Genomic DNA, 18,893 nt, shown 5'->3' with positions numbered 1-18,893 from the left:
ACAATAAATCTATGCCATCTTTCTTATCTTTCAAGCCTTGCACTTGCTGGAATTGGCACAGTATTCATAATGAATCCGCTGCCGAGGCTTCAAAGGGCCAGTCCCTCCACCTCTCATGATAAGAAATTATAAGTATTCGTATTGGAATGTGTTAAATTATTTTAATTCTAATTTCATTACATTTAAAAGTCAAGAAAATTCTATATTTTTATATCTAAAAATCCTTTTAATACTCCAATTGTTTGTGGAGCTTGTAGTCTCGCTACAATATATGGAAACTCCGGACTGCCATCAAATATCATATGAGCTGTTAATGGAGCACCTATCCACATTATTTCATCATCAATGATAACAAATGGCATCACTTTGTTTTGGCGACGTGCTTGTACGTTTTTTATTGGAATTGCACCTTCTGTATATATAATAATAGATGCTTCTGCACGTACTAACGCTTGCCAAATCCTCTTATCCATACGGCTTGAATTCGGGATGGACACAATAATTTTCTTTTTTGCTGAAATAATATCTTTTAATAATACTTTCGTTTCTTCAGCGCTTGTTTGTACAAACCATCGCAATCTCTTTGTAATTTTCCGCTCTAGAAACGTTCTTGATGTTGTACGATCATATACATTTCCTTGCCTTTGTAGGTGCTGCGTTAAATGAGATAAGGCTTGTTTTCGCGAAAGGTTTTGCTTCATATATTGACAATCTGATAACTGAATAAACTTCCCTCTTGCTCTTGTTACTGCAACATTAACAAGTCGATGGTTTTTTTGATCAAAAAACAGCACACCTGGGCGTTCTTGCGGATAACTATCAACTGTATCGAACAAAATCATATCACGTTCAGATCCTTGAAATTTATGAACGGTCGCTGCTAGCACAGGTGTATTTTTGAACTTTGTTTTTTGAAGAAATTCACGGATACATGTTGATAAAAAACGGGCCTGAGCACGATATGGTGTAACGATACCAATTGACGGTATTCCATCCATCAGGCCAATTAACATAAGTTGCATCGCTATTAGACCTGAAAAAATATTATAACGTGAGCTAGAGATAACATCTTTTAATGAATAAGCTCCGATATTACTTGTATCTAGTAAAACTGCTGCCTCCCTCATGAAAGGCTGTAAGTTTGCAATATCGTTACGGGATGTGACTGATGAATGGTCGAACACTTCATTTTTATAAATAAATTCATTTGTAAAACTTGAAATATGCGGATGCATACGACGCTGCTCTTGCAACATGTATAAATTCGGATGCTTTTTATGATCGTTTACAGATTCTACTATACCTGCATGATAAAACACATCTTCTTTTAACCATTTGTTCACAAGTTCATGATTTGATAAAGCAATCGGTGGTAATTGTAGAAAGTCGCCGCAAACGACAATTCGCTTTCCTAAAGAGGCTGCCAATGCTATTTGCGGAACATATGCCATACTGACTTCATCCACGACTACAAGGTCAAACGTTCTTTCGTAAACAAGCGAATCGATTGCACATTTGGATAATGTTGCCCCAATGACTTTTGCATTTTCAATATACTCTTTTTCAACTTCTTTCACTTTTGCTTTTTGCTTTCGAAGTTCTCCTTCTATTTCCTGCATTCTTTTCTTTTCAGAAGAAGTCGCTTTGTAAGAAAGGATTTTTTGTCTTAATTCTTGTCTTAATTCTTCTAAATACAGCCGTTCTTCTTCCCATTCTGCATTTGTCGATTCAACTAATCGCGTGGTAAGTAACGTTTCATGATCGCGAATTTGTTCATTTTGACTAAACCCATAGCGAATAACGTCTCCTGGTACCCATTTTTCTTTTTTCTCAATTTGCTTTGTTACTTCGCTCATTAATACATCAACTGCTGCATTACTATGAGCTAATACAAGAACAGATTTTCCACTTTGATAATGAGCTGCAATAATTCGTGATAAATTGTATGATTTTCCTGTTCCTGGCGGTCCCCAAATGTAAGTTGTTGCATTATAAAAAGCACGGTATGCAAGTTCATTTTTCGCTTTTTTCATTTTCATAATATGCTTTGGTGTACTATCACCTTGTAATAACCGTTTCACGCGCTGACGTCTTTGTTTATCTTTTCTCACTTCTTTTAAACGCTCTTGCAATTGCTCTAACAGTTGCCACGGTTCACTATATAACGCTGCTTCATTAATATGGTGCTGCAAGTAACAATTAAGTTTCACTTCAATCTCTAGCCCTTGAACAGATAGCACTTCCCCTGTTGCTTCGTCACCGTCAAATTCAATCCGAATTGGTGTTCCATCCGGTAAACTTACTTCAGAAATAAGCTGGAATATATATACACTACTTTCATAGTCTGTATATAGAAAACGTCCATTTATAATTGATAGTTTACTTCCACCAACCGTTTTCCAATGTTTAATTTCATATGCTAACGCTTGATGCCACTCTTTCATCGTCTCTGTTAATGAAGGAGTTTGCGCAGGTGTAATCATGTCTATGTCTCCTTCCTCTACCTTAAAAAACATACTTTCTCACTATACCACAAATCATAGCTTATCCCTATTGCTGTTTCATTAGCAGCTTTATCTCATACCTTTAAATAAGATATAATAAAAAAACTACTAGAAATCCTCAAAATCTATCTTAATAAAAAAGGTGATATTATGAGAATTAGTGAAACAAATAATTATGAAATAATTGCAAAGCTAAATGAACCTGTACAAAACTTACATGCATCATTATATCCTGAATATTTTCACCCTTATCGCTACGATGCGGTAAAAGATTTTTTTCAAAATATGATTGATAGTCCTAGTTTTATTTTTTTACTGTTAGAAGAGTCTAATCAATCTGTCGGATATGCATGGTTAGAGCTTAAAAGTTATCCAGGCAATGCTTTCAAAAAAACATATACATCTATATACATACATCAAATTAGTGTCCTAGAAACATATAGAAATAAAGGCTATGGCACACAATTACTGGATTACATTTACAAAATTGCAAAAAACAAAAACATAAACATGATAGAACTTGATTATTGGCTGGCTAATACTACTGCTAAACAATTTTACGCAAAAAATGGATTTGATTTATATCGTGAATTCGTTTATAAAAAAATATAATATCATGATTTTTCATATCCCCTGTATCTAGAACTAATATTACATAATACTTTTATTCCAATATTTCTAATTAAAATCCAGAATTTTCACTATTGTCATTAAATACGAATACATACGAAAACAAATGACTTATCGAAGTTTTAAAGAACTAAAACAAGCTGTAGACGAGTATATTCACTACTATAATCATGAACGAATCAAACCAAAATTGAATGGGTGTAGTCCTGTTGAATATCGTCTGATGAAAGCTATATAGGAGATGAGAATTTGAAATCGACATTAATCATTCTTCGAGGAAACTCCGCAAGCGGTAAGACAACAATCGCGAAGAAACTACAAGAATATTTCGGTCAAGGGACGCTTTTGGTTTCTCAAGATGTGGTTCGCAGAGAAATGTTGAAAGTTCATGACACAATAGGTAATCTATCTCATGATTTAATTCGTCAAATCACTGAATATGGAAATGGAAAATGTGGATTTGTCATTTTAGAAGGAATACTAAGCAATCGAAAGTATGGCGATATGTTGAGAGAATTAGTGGATTATTTTGATGGTAACGCATATGCATATTATTTCGATTTATCACTCGAAGAAACAATTAGACGACATAATTCTAGGGATAAAAGAAATGAATTTGGAGAAGATTTATTGCGTCAATGGTATACTCCACATGATATCATTAAGGTTAAAAGAGAAAGAATCTTCACAGATGATATGACGCAAAAAGAAATATTCAACATTATTCTTAACGACGTCAAATAATGAAAATCGGAGTGGAAATCTCCACTCCGAAAAAAGTCTAACTTTTTGGGAGCAGTATAATTTGCTCCTTTTTTAATGTTTACTTAGTGTATAATGAACCGCTAAATAGTACAGTTATTATTTTGTATCTCCAAGCCAAAGCCATGACATAATTCAGAGAATCTTTTACGGTTTTGGAAGCTGAATTGTAAACGTTGTACCTTCACCTTTTATACTATGTACAGTAATATTCCCTTCATGAAGATCAACAATTTTTTTCACAATCGAAAGGCCTAACCCACTTCCTTCAATTGTTCTATTTCGCGCTTCGTCAGCTTTGTAAAACCGCTCAAAAATCTTTTCTATCTCCTCTTCACTCATACCTAGTCCTGTGTCAGAGATAGTAAAATGCAATTCCGTTTCTTTCTCTTCCCCATAAAACGAAATGGTCCCGCCACTTTCTGTGAATTTAATACTATTCGTCAATAAATTTGTCCACACTTGATGGAGCAAATTTTCATCTCCATACACTTGCATACTTGGAACATCCAATTCAATCGCGACATCTTTTTCGCGCCATTGCCACTCTAACATAAAAATAACATCTCTTATTTGCTTTCCGGCATCAAACATTTTCTTATCCAAAACTTGTTCTTCTTTGTCTAGAGATGCAAGCGTTAATAATTGTTTACACAAACTAGACATACGCCTACTTTCTGATTCAATAATTTCCAAATAACGTTTACGCTCTAATTCACTCATATCATTTGTTTGTAACGTCTTCGAAAACCCTTGAATTGACGCAAGAGGTGATTGAAATTCATGCGAAACGTTTGAAACAAACTCTTGCCGCATCCGATCTAAGTCCTTTAAGCTTTTTGCCATTTTACGAAAGCTGACAGCCAGTGTTCCAATTTCATCTTTCCGATATTCCGGCAGGGCTATTTCATACTCTCCATTTGCAATTTTCTTAGTTGCACTCGTAAAAAGTTGAATAGGACGTACAATAAACCGAGCTGCAACCGCAATACAAATAATACTTAATCCAACAGTTAAGCATATTAATACAGCAAAGAAAATGCGCATTTCTCCAAATTGCTGTTGAATATCAGGACGAATAAAAAGCGCATAGTTTTTCCCATCATGTTGAATCGGAATTCCAATACTATTTAAAAGCTCATTATCAAAAAAACCTGTTATAAATAACCGCGCAGGGTACGTTGAAATACCATTGTATGTATGTCCTTTTAATACACTCTCTATTGTTTTTTCACTCACATTAATTTTTCGAAATGCATTCCCATATCGCTTCCCTTGTTTTTGATCATCTACAACATAAATTTCAAAACCAAGCTTAGAAATAGATTGTAAATACTCCTCTCGACTTTTTTCATCGGACTTTTCATATAAATGTTTAACTTCTTGAGCATATTTTAAAATCTTTTCACTGTTATATGGTTTCAAATAAATATGATAATACACATTCGATAATAAAAAACCAATCATACTACTGGCTAACATAATAACGATAGAAATCATAACAAATCGTGAATACAATGATCGCATTTTATTTCAACTCCAATTTATATCCAAGACCACGCACCGTCTTAATTTGAAAATCATCTGTTCGCTTAGAAAAACGATCTCGCAATCGCTTAATATGTACATCTACAGTGCGTTCATCTCCCGCAAAATCAACTCCCCATACAAGTTCAATCAATTCTTCTCGGGAAAAAATTCGTCCTGGATAACTTGCAAGCTGTGATAGTAACTCAAATTCTTTTAGCGGTAATAAAATGGTTTGTTCTTGACAACGTACTTCGTAGCTTTTTCGATCGATTGTCGTTCCATGTAATTGAATAATATCTGCATTTAACATTTGATAACGACGTAACAATGCTTTCATTCGAAATAATACTTCCGCTGGTTCAAACGGTTTTACAATATAATCATCCGTTCCAACAGAAAAGCCCTTTTCCTTATCTATTAACTGATCTTTTGCCGTTAACATTATAACTGGTATATCATAATATTTTCTAATTTCTTCACAAAGTGTAAAACCATCCATATGCGGCATCATAATGTCTACAATTGCCAAATGAATTGTTTCTTTCTCTAATATAGACTGTGCTACTTTTCCATCTTCAGCTTCCCACACTGTATAACCTTCTTTTTGAAGGTGATAACGTAGAAGTTCTCTTATATGTAAATCATCATCAGCTAATAAAATATGTATCATGTATCTCGAGTCCTTTCCTTCAGTTAGTACGACTTTACATTATAAGATTGATACAAAATATGCAAGAAAAAAAGAGAAAGCAATCTGCTCCCTCTTCTACTCTAACGAATGAATAAATAAACCGCTGCGAAGCTTCGGTTCAAACCACGTTGATTTTGGCGGCATAATTTCTCCTGCATCCGCAATATCCAGTAAATCTTCCATTGTTGTTGGATACATGGAGAAAGCAACAGCCCATCCTTCCTCATCAACCATTCTTTCTAGCTCTTTCAGCCCGCGTATTCCTCCTACAAAATCAATTCTGTCATTTGTACGAGGATCATCAATATGTAAAATCGCATGTAACAACTGTTCTTGTAAAATGGATACATCTAATCTTTTTACAACATTCTCTGCATCATACATATTTGCTTTTGCAGTCAGCTTATACCATACTTTATTCAAATACATCCCAAATGTATGACGCTCTGCTGGTTTATATGGTACTAAATTTGCTTTTTCTACATAAAAAGCTTGAGAAATTTCTTGTAAAAATTGTTCTTCTGATAACCCGTTTAAATCCTTTACAATGCGATTATAATCCCAAATCGATAATTCATCTTTCGGGAAAAGTACAGATAAAAAGTAATTAAATTCTTCTTTACCTGTATAATTAGAGCATGCCTCACGGCGCATCATTCCAACTTTTACAGCAGATGCTGAGCGATGATGACCGTCAGCAATATATAAAGAAGGTATTTCCTCAAACTGTTCTATTAATGTAGCAATGACTCTTTCTTCATGAATAATCCACGCTTTATGCCTAATTGCATCATCTGCCGTAAATTCATAAACTGGGCTATGCGTCGCTTTCCAATTCGCGATGACATTTGCAATTTCACTTTTCCCGCGATATGTTACAAAGATGGGGCCTGTATGAGCATTACAAACGTCAACATGACGAATACGATCTTTTTCTTTTTCAGGTCTTGTCTTCTCATGTTTCTTAATGGTGTTGTTCATATATTCATCAATTGATGTACAAACAACGAGTCCAGTTTGAGAACGACCGCTCATTGTAAGCTCGTAAATATAAAAACATGATTTCTCTTCTTGTATAAACACACCTGTTTCAATCATATGTTGCAAATTGCTCTTTGCTTTCTCATACACAGCGTTATCATAAGGTGAAATAGATGGATTTAAATCAATTTCAGCCTTATCAATATGTAAAAACGAATAAGGGTTATTTGTTGCAATTTCTCGTGCTTCATTACTATTGAGTACATCATATGGAAGAGCAGCCACTTCATTTACGTGCTCTTGTACAGGGCGAATTGCCCGAAATGGTTTAATTGTTGCCAATGAAATCTCTCCTTTATCCCGCTATTCGCGGTCAGTAAGACCCCCACCTCATAATTCAAGAGAAACGAGGAAGATAAGTGGAAGATAACTGCCCGTAAAAGCCCGATTAGTTAGGCTTTCCAGCAGTGGGGGATGAAGAGCTCCCCCACTGCTAGAAGCTACACTTTATACAATCATCCGAACTGCTACGACACCTGTAATGTTTCTAATTGTTGCAACAACATCTTCTTTAACAAACTCATCTATCCCATTATCAATATCAATCATTGTATATGCAAAAGAGCCTTTACTACGATTGATCATATCAGCAATATTAATATGATGATCTGCCAAACACGCTGTAATTTGACCCACCATGTTCGGAATGTTTTGATGCGCAACTGTAATCCGTTTCTTTCCAATGTAAGGAAGTTCTACATTGGGATAATTAACCGAATTACGAATATTTCCAGTTTCTAAAAAGTCGCGCAGCTGCCGAGATGCCATAACCGCACAATTTTCTTCTGACTCATAAGTAGATGCTCCGAGATGCGGCGTTGCAATAACATTTTTCATTTGTAGCACACGTTCATTAGGAAAATCTGTTATATAATGCTTCACAATGCCCGCCTCAAGTGCTTGCTCTAACGCCGTTTCATCAACAAGCTCTCCACGAGAAAAGTTTAAAATACGAACTCCCTTTTTCATTACTTGAAGTGCAGATTCATTAATTATGCCTCGCGTTTGTTCAACTAATGGAACGTGCAAAGTAATATAGTCACATGTTGCAAAAATTTCATCTAAACTGAATGCTCGCTGCACTTGTCTGGATAACCGCCAAGCTGTTTCAACAGAAACATATGGATCATAACCAACAACATCCATCCCTAAAGAAAGAGCATCATTTGCAACAAGAGCTCCAATTGCTCCTAGTCCAATAATGCCAAGTCGCTTTCCTGCAATTTCTGAACCAACATATTGTTTTTTTCCTTTCTCGACAAGCTGCGGTACCTCTTCCCCTTGCAAGTCTTTTGTCCATACAACCCCATCTACAATATTACGAGATGACATAATTAAACTCGCAAGTACAAGTTCTTTTACCGCATTCGCGTTAGCCCCTGGTGTATTAAAAACAACAATGCCTTTCTCTGTACAGCGCTCAACTGGTATGTTATTTACACCTGCTCCCGCTCTGGCAATGGCCTTTAACTGCTCTGAAAACTCTTCATGATGCAATGAATAGCTTCGCAGCAAAATACCATCAGGCTGCTCAATTGTTTCTCCTACTCTATATGTATCTGTTGAAAAAGTAGAAATTCCTCTTTCAGCAATTTGATTTAACGTTTTAATATGAAACATTTCTTCATCCCCTTATTTGTGTTTCTTTTCAAATATATGCATAAAATCCACAAGCGCTTGTACGCCCTCTATTGGCATTGCGTTATAAATACTAGCACGCATGCCGCCAACAGAACGATGCCCTTTTAATGTTTCAAAACCATGTTTTTTCGCTTCTTGGATAAACAATGCATTCTTTTCATTCGAAGATGTTGTAAATGGAATATTCATTAAAGATCGATACACAGTATTTACTGGTGAAGTGAATAAACTTGATTCATCTAAAAAATTGTATAAAATTGCTGATTTTTCATAATTTCTTTTCTCTATTTCCTCCACGCCGCCTTGCGCTTTCAGCCATTGTAAAACTAACTTTGTTACATAAATACTAAAGGATGGTGGAGTATTATAAAGTGAATTATGTTTACTGTAAGTTTCATAGTTTAACATAGTCGGACAAGAAGAATTTGCAGAACCAATTAAATCTTTACGAACGATTACAACCGTTAACCCCGCAGGTCCTAGGTTTTTCTGTGCCCCGGCATAAATAAGGCCGAATTTTGTTATATCATACTCTTCGGATAAAATATTTGAAGACATATCGGCAACGAGTGGGATTTCTCCTGTTTCGGGAATATTGACATAACGTGTACCTTCAATTGTATTATTCGTTGTAATATGCACATAATCTATTTCTCGAGAGAAAAGTGTGCTATTTATCTCTGGAATGGATGTAAATCGGTCATTTTCTGAAGATGCAATAACCGAAACAGTTCCGATTTTTTCCGCTTCTTGAATCGCCTTTTTTGACCAAGAACCTGTATGTACATATGCTGCATGCTTATATCGTTGCATTAAATTTAGTGGAATCATGGAGAATTGTAAAGATGCGCCTCCCTGTATAAAAAGCACTTCATAATTTTCAGGGATATTCATTAATTCACAAAGCAGGTCTTTCGTTTCGTCTACAATGTCCTGAAATGCTGTAGATCTATGGCTCATTTCCATTATAGACATACCTGTTTCATGATAGTTTAATAATTCTTTTTGTACTTGCTCTAAAACGGGTATTGGAAGTATAGATGGTCCAGCTGAAAAATTGTATACTCGATGCATCTCATTCTCCTCTTTCCTATATTTTTATAAGTTTTTAAACTTTCTGAATTATAACTTATATAAATTACTTGGTCAAACCGTTTTTCTTATTTTATTCTAAGACGTATTGGAACCGTTCTCACAAGTAATTTGTCAAAAAGTAAAACTGCCATTGGTGTTGTTTCTTCGTCCCTCATTGTTAGGGGACTCGTCCAATTATTAGATCTACTCTCCTTTACTTACCTTCAAATTTTTGCACTAGAACCTTCATTAATTTATAATTAACACTACAGAATCTCACCAACAAGTACATTGTTTTACAAAAGATTTTTAAATATCAGAAAAGTTATTTTTGAACAAAAACTTCAAGATAATTGTAATGAATCTCTAAACCTTTGACATACTGCTGTGCTAGCCCTACCTTCTAAATATTGAAGCGAGTAAATCAAAATACAAAAAAGTGTTAAGCACGTCTGCTTAACACTTTAAATAATAATTGTATAATTGCTAATTACTTGCAAAAAAACGGTCGTAGATTTGATACAGTGCAGAAAGACCAATAAGCCAATAAACGGTGTCAACAAGTGCTGGCATAGAACCAAAAAGTTTTTCTACTAGATTAAAATCTAACGCCACAAATAACCAATTCAAACCGCCAATAATCACCAGAATTGCTGTAAGGTAAGACAAAAATTTCATTATGATTGCCCCCTCGGTGAAAAATGGTGAAAGGCCTTTCGCTATATTATATGTGGTATATTCTGAAATTTGCACATTTTTTCTAAAAACATTTCTAAACATTAAAACAGAAATAGAAACTCCTTCGCAAGATCTCTTTATTTTACCTTTCCCTCAAATATTATTTTTCGTCCACACGGCTCTACAACAGTTTTCCCCTCTCTTTTTACCTCATGAAAGATAGGCTCTTCCATTCGACGAGAAGGTATATATCCTTCCTTTTCCATTCTTTCTAGACACTGCGCAATTGTTTCATCTGGTAATACTTCAAATTTTTTCTTTTTTAATTGTTTTGTCATTATTTTACCTACTTTCTACTTTCCTCACGACTGATTGAATTCTCATATATGTCATATAAATAATTGATATAACTGCCATGACGATCATAACAGCAAGAAAGAAGCTTGTATACTGTATTTTCTCTATAAACAGTCCACCTAATACAGGACCCGAAATGCTTCCGATACTAAAGGCAATTCCGCACAAAATGTTTCCTGCTGGTAGTAAGTGCTTTGGTAATAAATCTGTCATATAGCCGAGCCCAAGTGAAAAGCATGATCCAATGACCATACCCCCAATTAACATAAACGCAAATACAAATCCATAATATTCATCAAATACGGCTGCTAACAGAAAAATTAATGTACTAATGCTAAACGACCATGTTAGAATACGCTCCCTTCCATACCGATCGCTAAGCATACCAAGTGGAATTTGCGTAATAATTCCACCAATAGAAAACGCTGGCAATAAAAGTGAAATTTGTTCAACTGACCAACCTTTCCGCATTACATATACAGGCAAGTTACTATTAAGCATCGCTTCCAGTGCTCCATAAGCTAATGGTGCAAGCAGTGCAATCCAACCAATCACCAACACTTGTTTATAGCGCTGCAAAGAAGATTCACTTTCTCGATTCACTTCTCCTTGATCCGGAAATGTATTTTGCGTCGGAATCAGTAATAACCAGCCTATTAAACAAAGAACTGTTGATACAATAAACGGGGTTGCAATACCATATTGTACTGTACTTGCTAGGTACGGACCGATTGCAAAACCGATACCGAAAAATGCTCCGTAAATGGAAACTTGTTTTCCTACTTTATGCGGGCTTGCAGTCGTTGTAATCCATGTTTGCGTCCCAACATGAAGCATATGATCTCCAACTCCAACTAAAAAGCGAAGAACAAACCACACCCAAAAAGAAAATGTTTGTGTAAATAAAAATAGTGCTCCAACAACAATAAAGCCTCCAATTACAATAATCGGCTTCATCCCAAATTTTTGCATCGGTTTCTCAAGCCAAGGTGAAATAACAAGAATACCAATATATAATGCCGAAGCATGAATGCCATTAAAGCTTGAGCTAATCCCTTCCTTTTCAAAAATCATTGCAATTGCTGGCAACAACATACCTTGTGAAAGTCCAGATATTGCAACAATTCCAATCATAATCCAAAATGTATACCTTCTCCCCATTTTATTACGCTCCCTCTTTGAACTCACATCCTTTATTATAGCTGTTTTATCTATAAATCGTATACTCTCAATTTTCACAAAATAAAGCTAGAAGTCTAAACTTCTAGCCCTCATCCTTTCCCTATTTGAGCTTTTACATATGGCTGCACATGATTTTAATTTCAAAAAAACAGCCACTCCATTGAGGGACGGCTGTATTCTTTAATTCTTTAATCCATTAAATCACTCTCTAATTGAAGAAACTTAGTCTACAACTCATTATTTAACCAATTCAATAATTTAAGAATTGTATCTGCATAGTGCCTAATTTCATTTATTGTTTCTATTACTTGGATGGTTCCCATCTGCTGTTCTTCTTCGTCTGTACATTCAATCCATAAAGAACGTTTTAGATTGTATTCAAGCCACCCTAATTTGCCTGAAAAGCCATTTGCTAATACTATTCTCCAGTCTGCTTGTAGTTCACCGTATCTCTTTTTATATCCGCTTATAAAAGAAAAAAATCTTTGTTTATCAATGTCCCCTTTTTCATTTTCAGACCAATAGATTGCCGTTTCAATTAAGTCTTGCATTGGATGTATATAACCAGCTGATTCCCAATCAATAAGGACTGGATTGTATTGGTTCCACAGAACATTCTTAGGATCTAAATCCCTATGACTAATAACCATATTTGATGAAAGAGATTCAGATGCACAAATTGCCTCCGAGTTCCAATTACTAAGGTTATCGAGATTTTCAAGGAGTAACTTAACCCATTCTGAACTATTTTCTTTACCTTTTTGCAAATAATAATTCCAATTAGTTGACTGTCCATTATCAAATCCATCATTTGTTATGTTTAACTCTGAAAAATCGGCTTTATGTATTTCTGCAAGAATTGTACCTACTTTTTCGCAATGAATATTATTGATTTCATATGGTTTCAGACTTTCACCTTCCATCCAATCAAACACAAGATAAAAATGATTGTCTACTTTTTGTAAGACATCTCCATTATTTTTTTTTGCTGGGAGAGTTGGAATGTTATTAGACAAGAAATTGGCTATTTTTTCTGAATTGATATAGTTTCGCATTGCCGTTGGTCTAAGCATTATTTGAGGATTTAAAAGTTTGATTGCATACTTTCCTTTCGTGGTTTCAACAGCATACATTCTATGTAAAAGCCCACCAGAAATGGATTCGGGGGCATTCAATAATTCACCAAGTTGAGATGTTTGACACAAATCCCTAAATTCCAATTTATATTGTAAATCGCCCATTTTCTCACCTCCCCTTTAACCTTTTACGAAAAGAGCCATTTCCAAAAGGAAATAGATAGGAATCATTTACTACTCTTTCAAAAACGCAGTCATTTCATTTATAAACACTTCTAAACAATCGATAAATGGAGAATGTCCACAATCCTCTAGTACGACTAATTTTGCATTTGGCAGATGCTTTGCCAGCTCTTCACCAACTGCTTTGGGAACAACATAATCACGATCACCTTGGAGAACTAATGTTGGCGTTTGAATACGATTCACATTCCCGTTTCCAGCTACAACTCCGTTATGTTCATCTGATATATTGAATGTTACAAGCGCATAATTTACATCAACAAAATTACGCTGCGTTAACATATCATCAAGATATTTTTCATACCGCTCTGGATCAGGTTGATGCTTGGTGTAGATAAGCAAATTCCATATAGTGCGATAATATTGCTTATTCATTTGTTTTAAAGCTTCCACAACAGGTACAATTTGAACAGGATCTTGAGAAATTTCTTCTTTTGTTTTTAATAAGTTTGAAACAATTGGCTGACCGTTTATATCTTTCTTAAAAATCGGATATCCTTTCATCCCTACAGATTCAACTAGTATGAGTTTTTTCACATCCATCGGATAAGAAGCTGCAAACTGCATAGCAACTCCTCCCCCCATTGACCATCCTACCAATGAAAAATCTTTCAATTGCAATTCATTCACAAACAGCTTTACATCTTGCGCAAAATCGTTTAAAGAATCTATAGGCTGATGGTAAGTTGAAAAACCAAAACCACGTAAATCAAGAGCATAAATATGATAAGAGTCTTGTAACTGTTCTATAACTAAATCCCAATGTTGTGAAGATGTCATATTCCCATGAATAAGTACTAATATTTCTGTTCCATTTCCCACTTCTTGATAGGCAATTGTTTCTCCGTTTGATAATACTACTGACTTCATACTTGCAGGTTTAATCATTCTCTTTGCCCCCTCAAATTTATTAATAACACGCAAATAAAAGACTGAAAATTCTAAACATAATAATACCATATAGAATATATGTTCTCAATCTAAAAATTAACGTACTTTTAACATAAGCATGGCGAACAGACTACTAGACAATTCAGAAAAAAGAGGCTATAGTTAGCTAGGTAACTAATTAGGAAGGAATAAAAATATGGACGAAAAACAACACTTTTTTCACGTCGTCAGCCAAACTTCTCGAAAATTTTCCAAGAAGTTTAATGAGCGTGTTTCTTCAACTGGTTTATACAGTGCACAGTGGGCTGTAATCTTCAGATTGCATCAAACTGGACCTTGCACACAAACGGAACTGTGCCAATATTTAAACGTCGAATCTCCAACAATGACTCGTACTCTAACCCGTATGGAATCAATAGGTTGGATCATTAGAAAAGAAGGAAGGGATCGACGCGAAAAGCTCATTTCTTTATCAGAAACAGCACGGGAAATGATTCCAATGTGGCAGGAAGAAGTAGACTCATTTGAGGAAAAAGCACTGCAAGATATTAACACTGAAGAACTTCTTCGTGCTTTTGACGTACTACAAAAAGTAATTCGTAATCTTGATTAGAAATTGGAGGGATGACTATGGAAAGTCAAAGACTTTGGACGAAAGACTTCATCGGAACATGTTTGAGTAGTCTATTTCTCTTTTTAACATTTTATATGCTCATGACAACCTTACCTATGTATGTCATCGACGGACTAAAAGGAAAAACTGGAGAAATAGGTCTAGTTGCAACAGTGTTTCTAATTTCTTCTGTACTTTGTCGACCATTTACAGGTAAATGGCTTGATGATTTAGGAAGAAAGAAAATTTTATTTATCTCGCTCTCACTCTTTTTAGCTGCAACGGTGATGTATTTCGGTACGCAAAGCTTATTTTTACTGCTTACCCTTCGCTTCTTCCATGGCATCGGATTTGGAATGGCAACGACAGCTACTGGTACAATTGTAACAGATGTAGCACCAGACCATCGACGCGGTGAAGCGCTCGGCTATTATGGAGTATTTATGAGTTTACCAATGGTTATTGGTCCTTTTTTAGGATTAACTATCATTTCTAAATTCTCATTTACAGTTTTATTTATCGTTTGTTCTATATTTTCTATGCTTGCTTTTCTATGCGGACTATTAGTAAACATTCCTGAAGAAAAAACAACTGTGAAAAAAGAAACGAAACGTATGCAGTGGAAAGATTTAATCGAGCCTTCAACAATTCCAATTGCTGTCACAGGCTGCGTACTCTCCTTTGCCTATAGCGGTATCCTTTCATTTATTCCGATTTATGCAAAGGAACTTGGCATGGCCGATATTGCAAGTTATTTCTTTGTCGTATATGCAATTGTAGTTGTTAGTTCTCGTCCATTTTCAGGTAAAATATTTGATCGATTCGGAGAAAATGTTCTCATTTATCCCTCTATTATAATATTTATGATTGGAATGTTCACTTTAAGTCAGGCGCAAACGCCATTTTGGTTACTTGCTGCTGGTGTACTTATCGGATTTGGATACGGAACCTTGATTCCAAGCTTCCAAACGATTGCGGTTAGTGTCGCACCACACCATCGACGCGGAACTGCAACAGCTACTTATTTCTCATTTTTTGATACAGGTATTGGTATTGGATCTTTCGTACTAGGTATTATCGCAGCACATTCAAGCTATCATAATATGTATTTTATTTCTTCTATTATCGTTGCATTTACATTACTTATTTATTATTTCCTTCACGGACGAAAACAAAAGTTCAAAAAGCAAACAACACAAACAAAATTATCTGCTTAATGATATAAGAGAGAGTAAACTTCTATGTTTACTCTCCTTTTTTTGCTCATAAAGATACTTATACCTTATAATGAATGCATAAGGAGGCTTGTTATGAGATTTAAAAAATACCCTCTAATTTTAATCGTTTTGATTTTTTTATTTATATTAACTGGTATGAACTTTACGTTATTCAAACAAAATAAAGTTTATTCCTCAAAACAAACAGTAACGAAAAAAAATTGGTTACAAGACCCCTATCTTCGTTGGTCTTATTCACATATGCGAGAATTTGCTTCAACAAAAGTTGTCGCTAAAAATCCAAATTATATCTCTCCCCTTCCAACTAACTCGCAAAATTTGGATGATTTACAAATTACAGATGAAAATAACAATGATACGACCGTTCTTCAATTATTAGAAAAATACAAAACAGATGCTTTCATTGTCTTGCACAATGATAAGGTTGTATATGAACGATATTTTTATGGATATAAAGAAAATGAACCACACGGTATGGCTTCGTTATCAAAAGTATTTACAGGGCTTCTCATTAGCACACTCATTGAAGAAGGAAAGTTGCAACCCGATATAACTGCAGAAACTTACGTAAAAGAATTACAAGGAACACCATTTGGAAAGGCAACAATTCAACAACTACTAGATATGCAAGTTTCTGCAAAATATCCAACTCACAGCTTTAAACAAGCTGGATTATCTAATCAAGATGCACAATTATATTTAGCGAGTAATCTTCTTCCTCGCGGCAAAAACTATGATGGACCGTTAAAAATTTATGACATGTTGCTAGAAGCAAACGAAACTGCTGCTCCTGGAGAGAATTTTTCATATAATAACGGTTCCGCCGAAACACTTGGATGGGTAATTCGTACTGTGACAGGAAAATCCCTAGCAGACATGGTAAGTGAACGTTTTTGGTCACAAATTGGAGCCGAAGAGGATGCTTATTATGTTGTTGATGAAACAGGAGTGGAACAAGCAAGCGCGGGCTTAAATGCAACCGCTCGGGATATGGCAAGGTTCGGAAAAATGATTGCGGACAATGGCGTATATGATGGAAAGCAAATTATTTCTTCTTCTATCATTGATGAAATTAAGAATATTAAAAAAGACAAACTTCCAGTTGGAGATGGTGAAGCATATTCTTACCATAATCAATGGTGGATCCCGCATAATGTAGATGGCGCATTCGAAGTACTTGGCAGTTATGGACAACGATTATATATCGATCCAACTGCAAATATGGTTATCGTTCACTTTTCATCAAATGCTAATCATAACGGAGAAATACAATCCGTATATGGAGATATGTATTTACAAATCGCTAAGTATTTACAGCAAAAACACTAAAATTAGATTGAAATTCTCAAAATTTTTGTCACGAAAAGAGCTGTCTTACGGCAGCTCTTTCTCTATAATCGTAATTACATTTTTCCATTGTTCTTCTGAAAAGCATAAAGGTTTTAACTGAAATAACATTGAGCACAAATCTTCTATATAACGAACATTTTCTTGTAAAAATTCCCACCGCAGCAACTTAGGTATATACAAATCTGCAACCTGTTTATTTTGTTCTACTAAAATGTCTACTTCTCTCTCACAAATCCCCATTATAAGATATTCTTCCCGCACTTCTTGTTTGACTTTAGAAAATTGCTTGCTATTCTCTTTTATCCCTAATAAACAAGAAAGATAAGAATAAAACAAGTCATCTTCTCTTTTACATACACTCATAATTTTATAAATCTGTTCTTTATTTTTCATAATTTTGCCGCCTTCTCATATATCTTTTGCAGCCATTTCTCTCTTTTTTCTTGTTTACTACTTTTCACAGATTGAAATACAGAACACTTTATGTTACGTATCCCACAAAAGGACAATATTCCTTTCTTCATCACAATCCATTCAGCTGATCGATATGAAAACTCCCGCCACTTATCTCCTTTGGATCTTGAAGTGAGGGTTTCTCGTGTATCACCTTCAAAGGATGCTTAACACGAGCGAAGTTGACACAGTTACAGAGTGATTTGTTTTTTGTAATTCTTGTTCCACATATTTCAAAATAGCAGCGTTGAAACTTGATGGGTTTGGATGTGCGTATACAATCAATATATTCATTGCAAACAACATCTTTTCCATCAATTCCCTTTTGACTTTTCGTGGGTCCACATGCTATTCTAATACATGTCAAAGGGCAAGTCCCTTCGGCAAAAACAATGACACCTATTCGGCGATGGTGTCTTTTTTATTTATTAGCCGAGAACGCCCATCTTTCGGGGCACATTTAATTTTCGAACACTACACACTCAACACCATTTCCTTGTAAAAAGACTGCATAATACAGTCTTTTTATCTACATACCTCAAAGATAAGTGAATTTTCAAATAAATTATAACATAAAAAAGAGAGATCAACTCCCTCTTTTCTCTTTTACTATGTAGTAAATCCTCTTATCATCTATATATTGGTGCGGCTCTGCTAAAGTAATTTTCCCATCCAGCTTTAGTTCATCGAGTAACCGCAGTAAATAAAATTGCTGCAGCATCTTTTTCGCGAATTTCCCTTTATGTTCAGAAGCAATATACTCTTGAATATCCAATAACGTAATCGGCTCTTCTTGTTCTTCCATATATTCGTAAATTGCACTGCGCAACGTAATATATTTCTCAAGTGTCACAGTTATGTCCACTCCTTTCTTCTCGTTGTCCATCTTTCATTATCGGTTTTTTAGCAATAAAAAAACCTCTTCGATAAGAAGAAGCG

At 35.1% G+C, this 18,893-nt stretch carries 19 protein-coding genes, 2 pseudogenes and 1 riboswitch; of the genes and pseudogenes, 6 read left to right on the top strand and 15 right to left on the bottom strand.

What is annotated here, in order from left to right; all coding sequences use genetic code 11:
* Positions 1 to 20: 20 nt before the first annotated feature.
* A riboswitch (SAM riboswitch) is annotated at positions 21 to 125 on the bottom strand.
* A gap of 75 nt (positions 126 to 200) precedes the next feature.
* Positions 201 to 2,483 (bottom strand): AAA domain-containing protein, encoded by a 2,283-nt coding sequence (locus AB1279_RS11210; RefSeq protein ID WP_429758791.1) that lies wholly within the window; start codon positions 2,481 to 2,483, stop codon positions 201 to 203.
* Between the two features lie 171 nt (positions 2,484 to 2,654).
* Here AB1279_RS11210 and AB1279_RS11205 point away from each other — a divergent pair, with 171 nt between their 5' ends.
* The 3 genes from AB1279_RS11205 to AB1279_RS11195 all read left to right on the top strand — a co-directional run bounded on the left by AB1279_RS11205 (position 2,655) and on the right by AB1279_RS11195 (position 3,878).
* Positions 2,655 to 3,116 (top strand): GNAT family N-acetyltransferase, encoded by a 462-nt coding sequence (locus AB1279_RS11205; RefSeq protein WP_429758790.1) that lies wholly within the window; start codon positions 2,655 to 2,657, stop codon positions 3,114 to 3,116.
* 82 nt (positions 3,117 to 3,198) lie between these two features.
* The gene (locus AB1279_RS11200) at positions 3,199 to 3,372 is read left to right on the top strand and encodes an IS3 family transposase (RefSeq protein ID WP_429761361.1); all 174 of its coding nucleotides are present in this window, start codon (positions 3,199 to 3,201) and stop codon (positions 3,370 to 3,372) included.
* An 11-nt stretch (positions 3,373 to 3,383) separates the two neighbouring features.
* Positions 3,384 to 3,878: a kinase gene (locus tag AB1279_RS11195; protein WP_429758789.1), complete on the top strand. Its 495-nt coding sequence runs from the start codon at positions 3,384 to 3,386 to the stop codon at positions 3,876 to 3,878.
* Between the two features lie 165 nt (positions 3,879 to 4,043).
* Here the strand turns inward: AB1279_RS11195 and AB1279_RS11190 are convergent, their stop codons facing one another.
* From AB1279_RS11190 to phaZ, 10 genes are all read right to left on the bottom strand, one after another.
* A complete protein-coding gene (locus AB1279_RS11190) occupies positions 4,044 to 5,423 on the bottom strand; it encodes a sensor histidine kinase (protein WP_429758788.1) in 1,380 nt (459 codons plus the stop codon).
* A gap of 1 nt (position 5,424) precedes the next feature.
* Positions 5,425 to 6,096, bottom strand: a complete 672-nt coding sequence (locus tag AB1279_RS11185; RefSeq protein WP_429758787.1) for a response regulator transcription factor — start codon at positions 6,094 to 6,096, stop codon at positions 5,425 to 5,427.
* 96 nt (positions 6,097 to 6,192) lie between these two features.
* A complete protein-coding gene (locus tag AB1279_RS11180; RefSeq protein ID WP_429758786.1) occupies positions 6,193 to 7,440 on the bottom strand; it encodes a DUF1015 domain-containing protein in 1,248 nt (415 codons plus the stop codon).
* Between the two features lie 165 nt (positions 7,441 to 7,605).
* On the bottom strand, positions 7,606 to 8,778 hold the full coding sequence (locus AB1279_RS11175) for a phosphoglycerate dehydrogenase (RefSeq protein ID WP_336480920.1): 1,173 nt from the start codon (positions 8,776 to 8,778) through the stop codon (positions 7,606 to 7,608).
* Between the two features lie 12 nt (positions 8,779 to 8,790).
* The gene (gene serC / locus AB1279_RS11170; RefSeq protein WP_429758785.1) at positions 8,791 to 9,873 is read right to left on the bottom strand and encodes a 3-phosphoserine/phosphohydroxythreonine transaminase; all 1,083 of its coding nucleotides are present in this window, start codon (positions 9,871 to 9,873) and stop codon (positions 8,791 to 8,793) included.
* A 486-nt stretch (positions 9,874 to 10,359) separates the two neighbouring features.
* Positions 10,360 to 10,551, bottom strand: coding sequence for a DUF378 domain-containing protein (locus AB1279_RS11165; RefSeq protein WP_429749242.1), 192 nt, complete (start codon positions 10,549 to 10,551; stop codon positions 10,360 to 10,362).
* Between the two features lie 137 nt (positions 10,552 to 10,688).
* On the bottom strand, positions 10,689 to 10,889 hold the full coding sequence (locus AB1279_RS11160; protein ID WP_429758784.1) for an NETI motif-containing protein: 201 nt from the start codon (positions 10,887 to 10,889) through the stop codon (positions 10,689 to 10,691).
* A 4-nt stretch (positions 10,890 to 10,893) separates the two neighbouring features.
* Entirely contained in the window at positions 10,894 to 12,069 is a 1,176-nt protein-coding gene (locus AB1279_RS11155) for an MFS transporter (RefSeq protein WP_429749240.1), read from the bottom strand.
* Between the two features lie 248 nt (positions 12,070 to 12,317).
* A complete protein-coding gene (locus tag AB1279_RS11150; protein ID WP_429758783.1) occupies positions 12,318 to 13,331 on the bottom strand; it encodes a phosphotransferase in 1,014 nt (337 codons plus the stop codon).
* Between the two features lie 69 nt (positions 13,332 to 13,400).
* Positions 13,401 to 14,297: an intracellular short-chain-length polyhydroxyalkanoate depolymerase gene (phaZ, locus tag AB1279_RS11145; RefSeq protein WP_429758782.1), complete on the bottom strand. Its 897-nt coding sequence runs from the start codon at positions 14,295 to 14,297 to the stop codon at positions 13,401 to 13,403.
* A gap of 199 nt (positions 14,298 to 14,496) precedes the next feature.
* On the opposite strand from phaZ, the gene AB1279_RS11140 reads away from it, so the two are divergent.
* The 3 genes from AB1279_RS11140 to AB1279_RS11130 all read left to right on the top strand — a co-directional run bounded on the left by AB1279_RS11140 (position 14,497) and on the right by AB1279_RS11130 (position 17,480).
* Complete coding sequence (locus AB1279_RS11140) at positions 14,497 to 14,913, top strand: MarR family winged helix-turn-helix transcriptional regulator (protein WP_429758781.1); 417 nt, start codon at positions 14,497 to 14,499, stop codon at positions 14,911 to 14,913.
* Between the two features lie 17 nt (positions 14,914 to 14,930).
* The gene (locus AB1279_RS11135) at positions 14,931 to 16,130 is read left to right on the top strand and encodes an MFS transporter (protein WP_429758780.1); all 1,200 of its coding nucleotides are present in this window, start codon (positions 14,931 to 14,933) and stop codon (positions 16,128 to 16,130) included.
* A 93-nt stretch (positions 16,131 to 16,223) separates the two neighbouring features.
* Complete coding sequence (locus AB1279_RS11130; RefSeq protein WP_429758779.1) at positions 16,224 to 17,480, top strand: serine hydrolase domain-containing protein; 1,257 nt, start codon at positions 16,224 to 16,226, stop codon at positions 17,478 to 17,480.
* 45 nt (positions 17,481 to 17,525) lie between these two features.
* On the opposite strand, the gene AB1279_RS11125 is transcribed toward AB1279_RS11130, so the two are convergent.
* The 4 genes and pseudogenes from AB1279_RS11125 to AB1279_RS11110 form a co-directional block, all read right to left on the bottom strand.
* Positions 17,526 to 17,894 (bottom strand): hypothetical protein, encoded by a 369-nt coding sequence (locus AB1279_RS11125; RefSeq protein WP_429758778.1) that lies wholly within the window; start codon positions 17,892 to 17,894, stop codon positions 17,526 to 17,528.
* Positions 17,891 to 18,052: pseudogene (locus tag AB1279_RS11120) on the bottom strand (flavodoxin family protein); the annotation flags it as partial. The pseudogene AB1279_RS11120 and the gene AB1279_RS11125, both read right to left, overlap by 4 nt.
* A gap of 91 nt (positions 18,053 to 18,143) precedes the next feature.
* Positions 18,144 to 18,248 (bottom strand): annotated as a pseudogene (locus tag AB1279_RS11115) (NAD(P)H-dependent oxidoreductase); the annotation flags it as partial.
* A 292-nt stretch (positions 18,249 to 18,540) separates the two neighbouring features.
* Positions 18,541 to 18,840 (bottom strand): hypothetical protein, encoded by a 300-nt coding sequence (locus AB1279_RS11110; protein WP_429758777.1) that lies wholly within the window; start codon positions 18,838 to 18,840, stop codon positions 18,541 to 18,543.
* Between the last annotated feature and the right edge of the window lie 53 nt (positions 18,841 to 18,893).

The organism is Bacillus sp. S14(2024) (genome assembly GCF_050473785.1).
GTDB classification, from domain to species: Bacteria; Bacillota; Bacilli; order Bacillales; family Bacillaceae_G; genus Bacillus_A; species Bacillus_A yunxiaonensis.
The sequence above is the reverse complement of the archived record's forward strand: the minus strand, read 5'-3'. Positions and strand labels throughout refer to the sequence as shown.

Excerpts from the sequence above, each read along its gene's own strand:
- AB1279_RS11125 (WP_429758778.1), bottom strand. The coding sequence starts at position 17,894 with ATGAAAAATAAAGAACAGATTTATAAAATTATGAGTGTATGTAAAAGA.
- AB1279_RS11130 (WP_429758779.1), top strand. The coding sequence starts at position 16,224 with ATGAGATTTAAAAAATACCCTCTAATTTTAATCGTTTTGATTTTTTTA.
- AB1279_RS11190 (WP_429758788.1), bottom strand. The coding sequence starts at position 5,423 with ATGCGATCATTGTATTCACGATTTGTTATGATTTCTATCGTTATTATG.
- AB1279_RS11110 (WP_429758777.1), bottom strand. The coding sequence starts at position 18,840 with ATGGACAACGAGAAGAAAGGAGTGGACATAACTGTGACACTTGAGAAA.
- AB1279_RS11210 (WP_429758791.1), bottom strand. The coding sequence starts at position 2,483 with ATGATTACACCTGCGCAAACTCCTTCATTAACAGAGACGATGAAAGAG.
- AB1279_RS11160 (WP_429758784.1), bottom strand. The coding sequence starts at position 10,889 with ATGACAAAACAATTAAAAAAGAAAAAATTTGAAGTATTACCAGATGAA.
- AB1279_RS11175 (WP_336480920.1), bottom strand. The coding sequence starts at position 8,778 with ATGTTTCATATTAAAACGTTAAATCAAATTGCTGAAAGAGGAATTTCT.
- AB1279_RS11140 (WP_429758781.1), top strand. The coding sequence starts at position 14,497 with ATGGACGAAAAACAACACTTTTTTCACGTCGTCAGCCAAACTTCTCGA.
- AB1279_RS11155 (WP_429749240.1), bottom strand. The coding sequence starts at position 12,069 with ATGGGGAGAAGGTATACATTTTGGATTATGATTGGAATTGTTGCAATA.
- AB1279_RS11150 (WP_429758783.1), bottom strand. The coding sequence starts at position 13,331 with ATGGGCGATTTACAATATAAATTGGAATTTAGGGATTTGTGTCAAACA.
- phaZ (WP_429758782.1), bottom strand. The coding sequence starts at position 14,297 with ATGATTAAACCTGCAAGTATGAAGTCAGTAGTATTATCAAACGGAGAA.
- AB1279_RS11135 (WP_429758780.1), top strand. The coding sequence starts at position 14,931 with ATGGAAAGTCAAAGACTTTGGACGAAAGACTTCATCGGAACATGTTTG.
- AB1279_RS11185 (WP_429758787.1), bottom strand. The coding sequence starts at position 6,096 with ATGATACATATTTTATTAGCTGATGATGATTTACATATAAGAGAACTT.
- serC (WP_429758785.1), bottom strand. The coding sequence starts at position 9,873 with ATGCATCGAGTATACAATTTTTCAGCTGGACCATCTATACTTCCAATA.
- AB1279_RS11205 (WP_429758790.1), top strand. The coding sequence starts at position 2,655 with ATGAGAATTAGTGAAACAAATAATTATGAAATAATTGCAAAGCTAAAT.
- AB1279_RS11165 (WP_429749242.1), bottom strand. The coding sequence starts at position 10,551 with ATGAAATTTTTGTCTTACCTTACAGCAATTCTGGTGATTATTGGCGGT.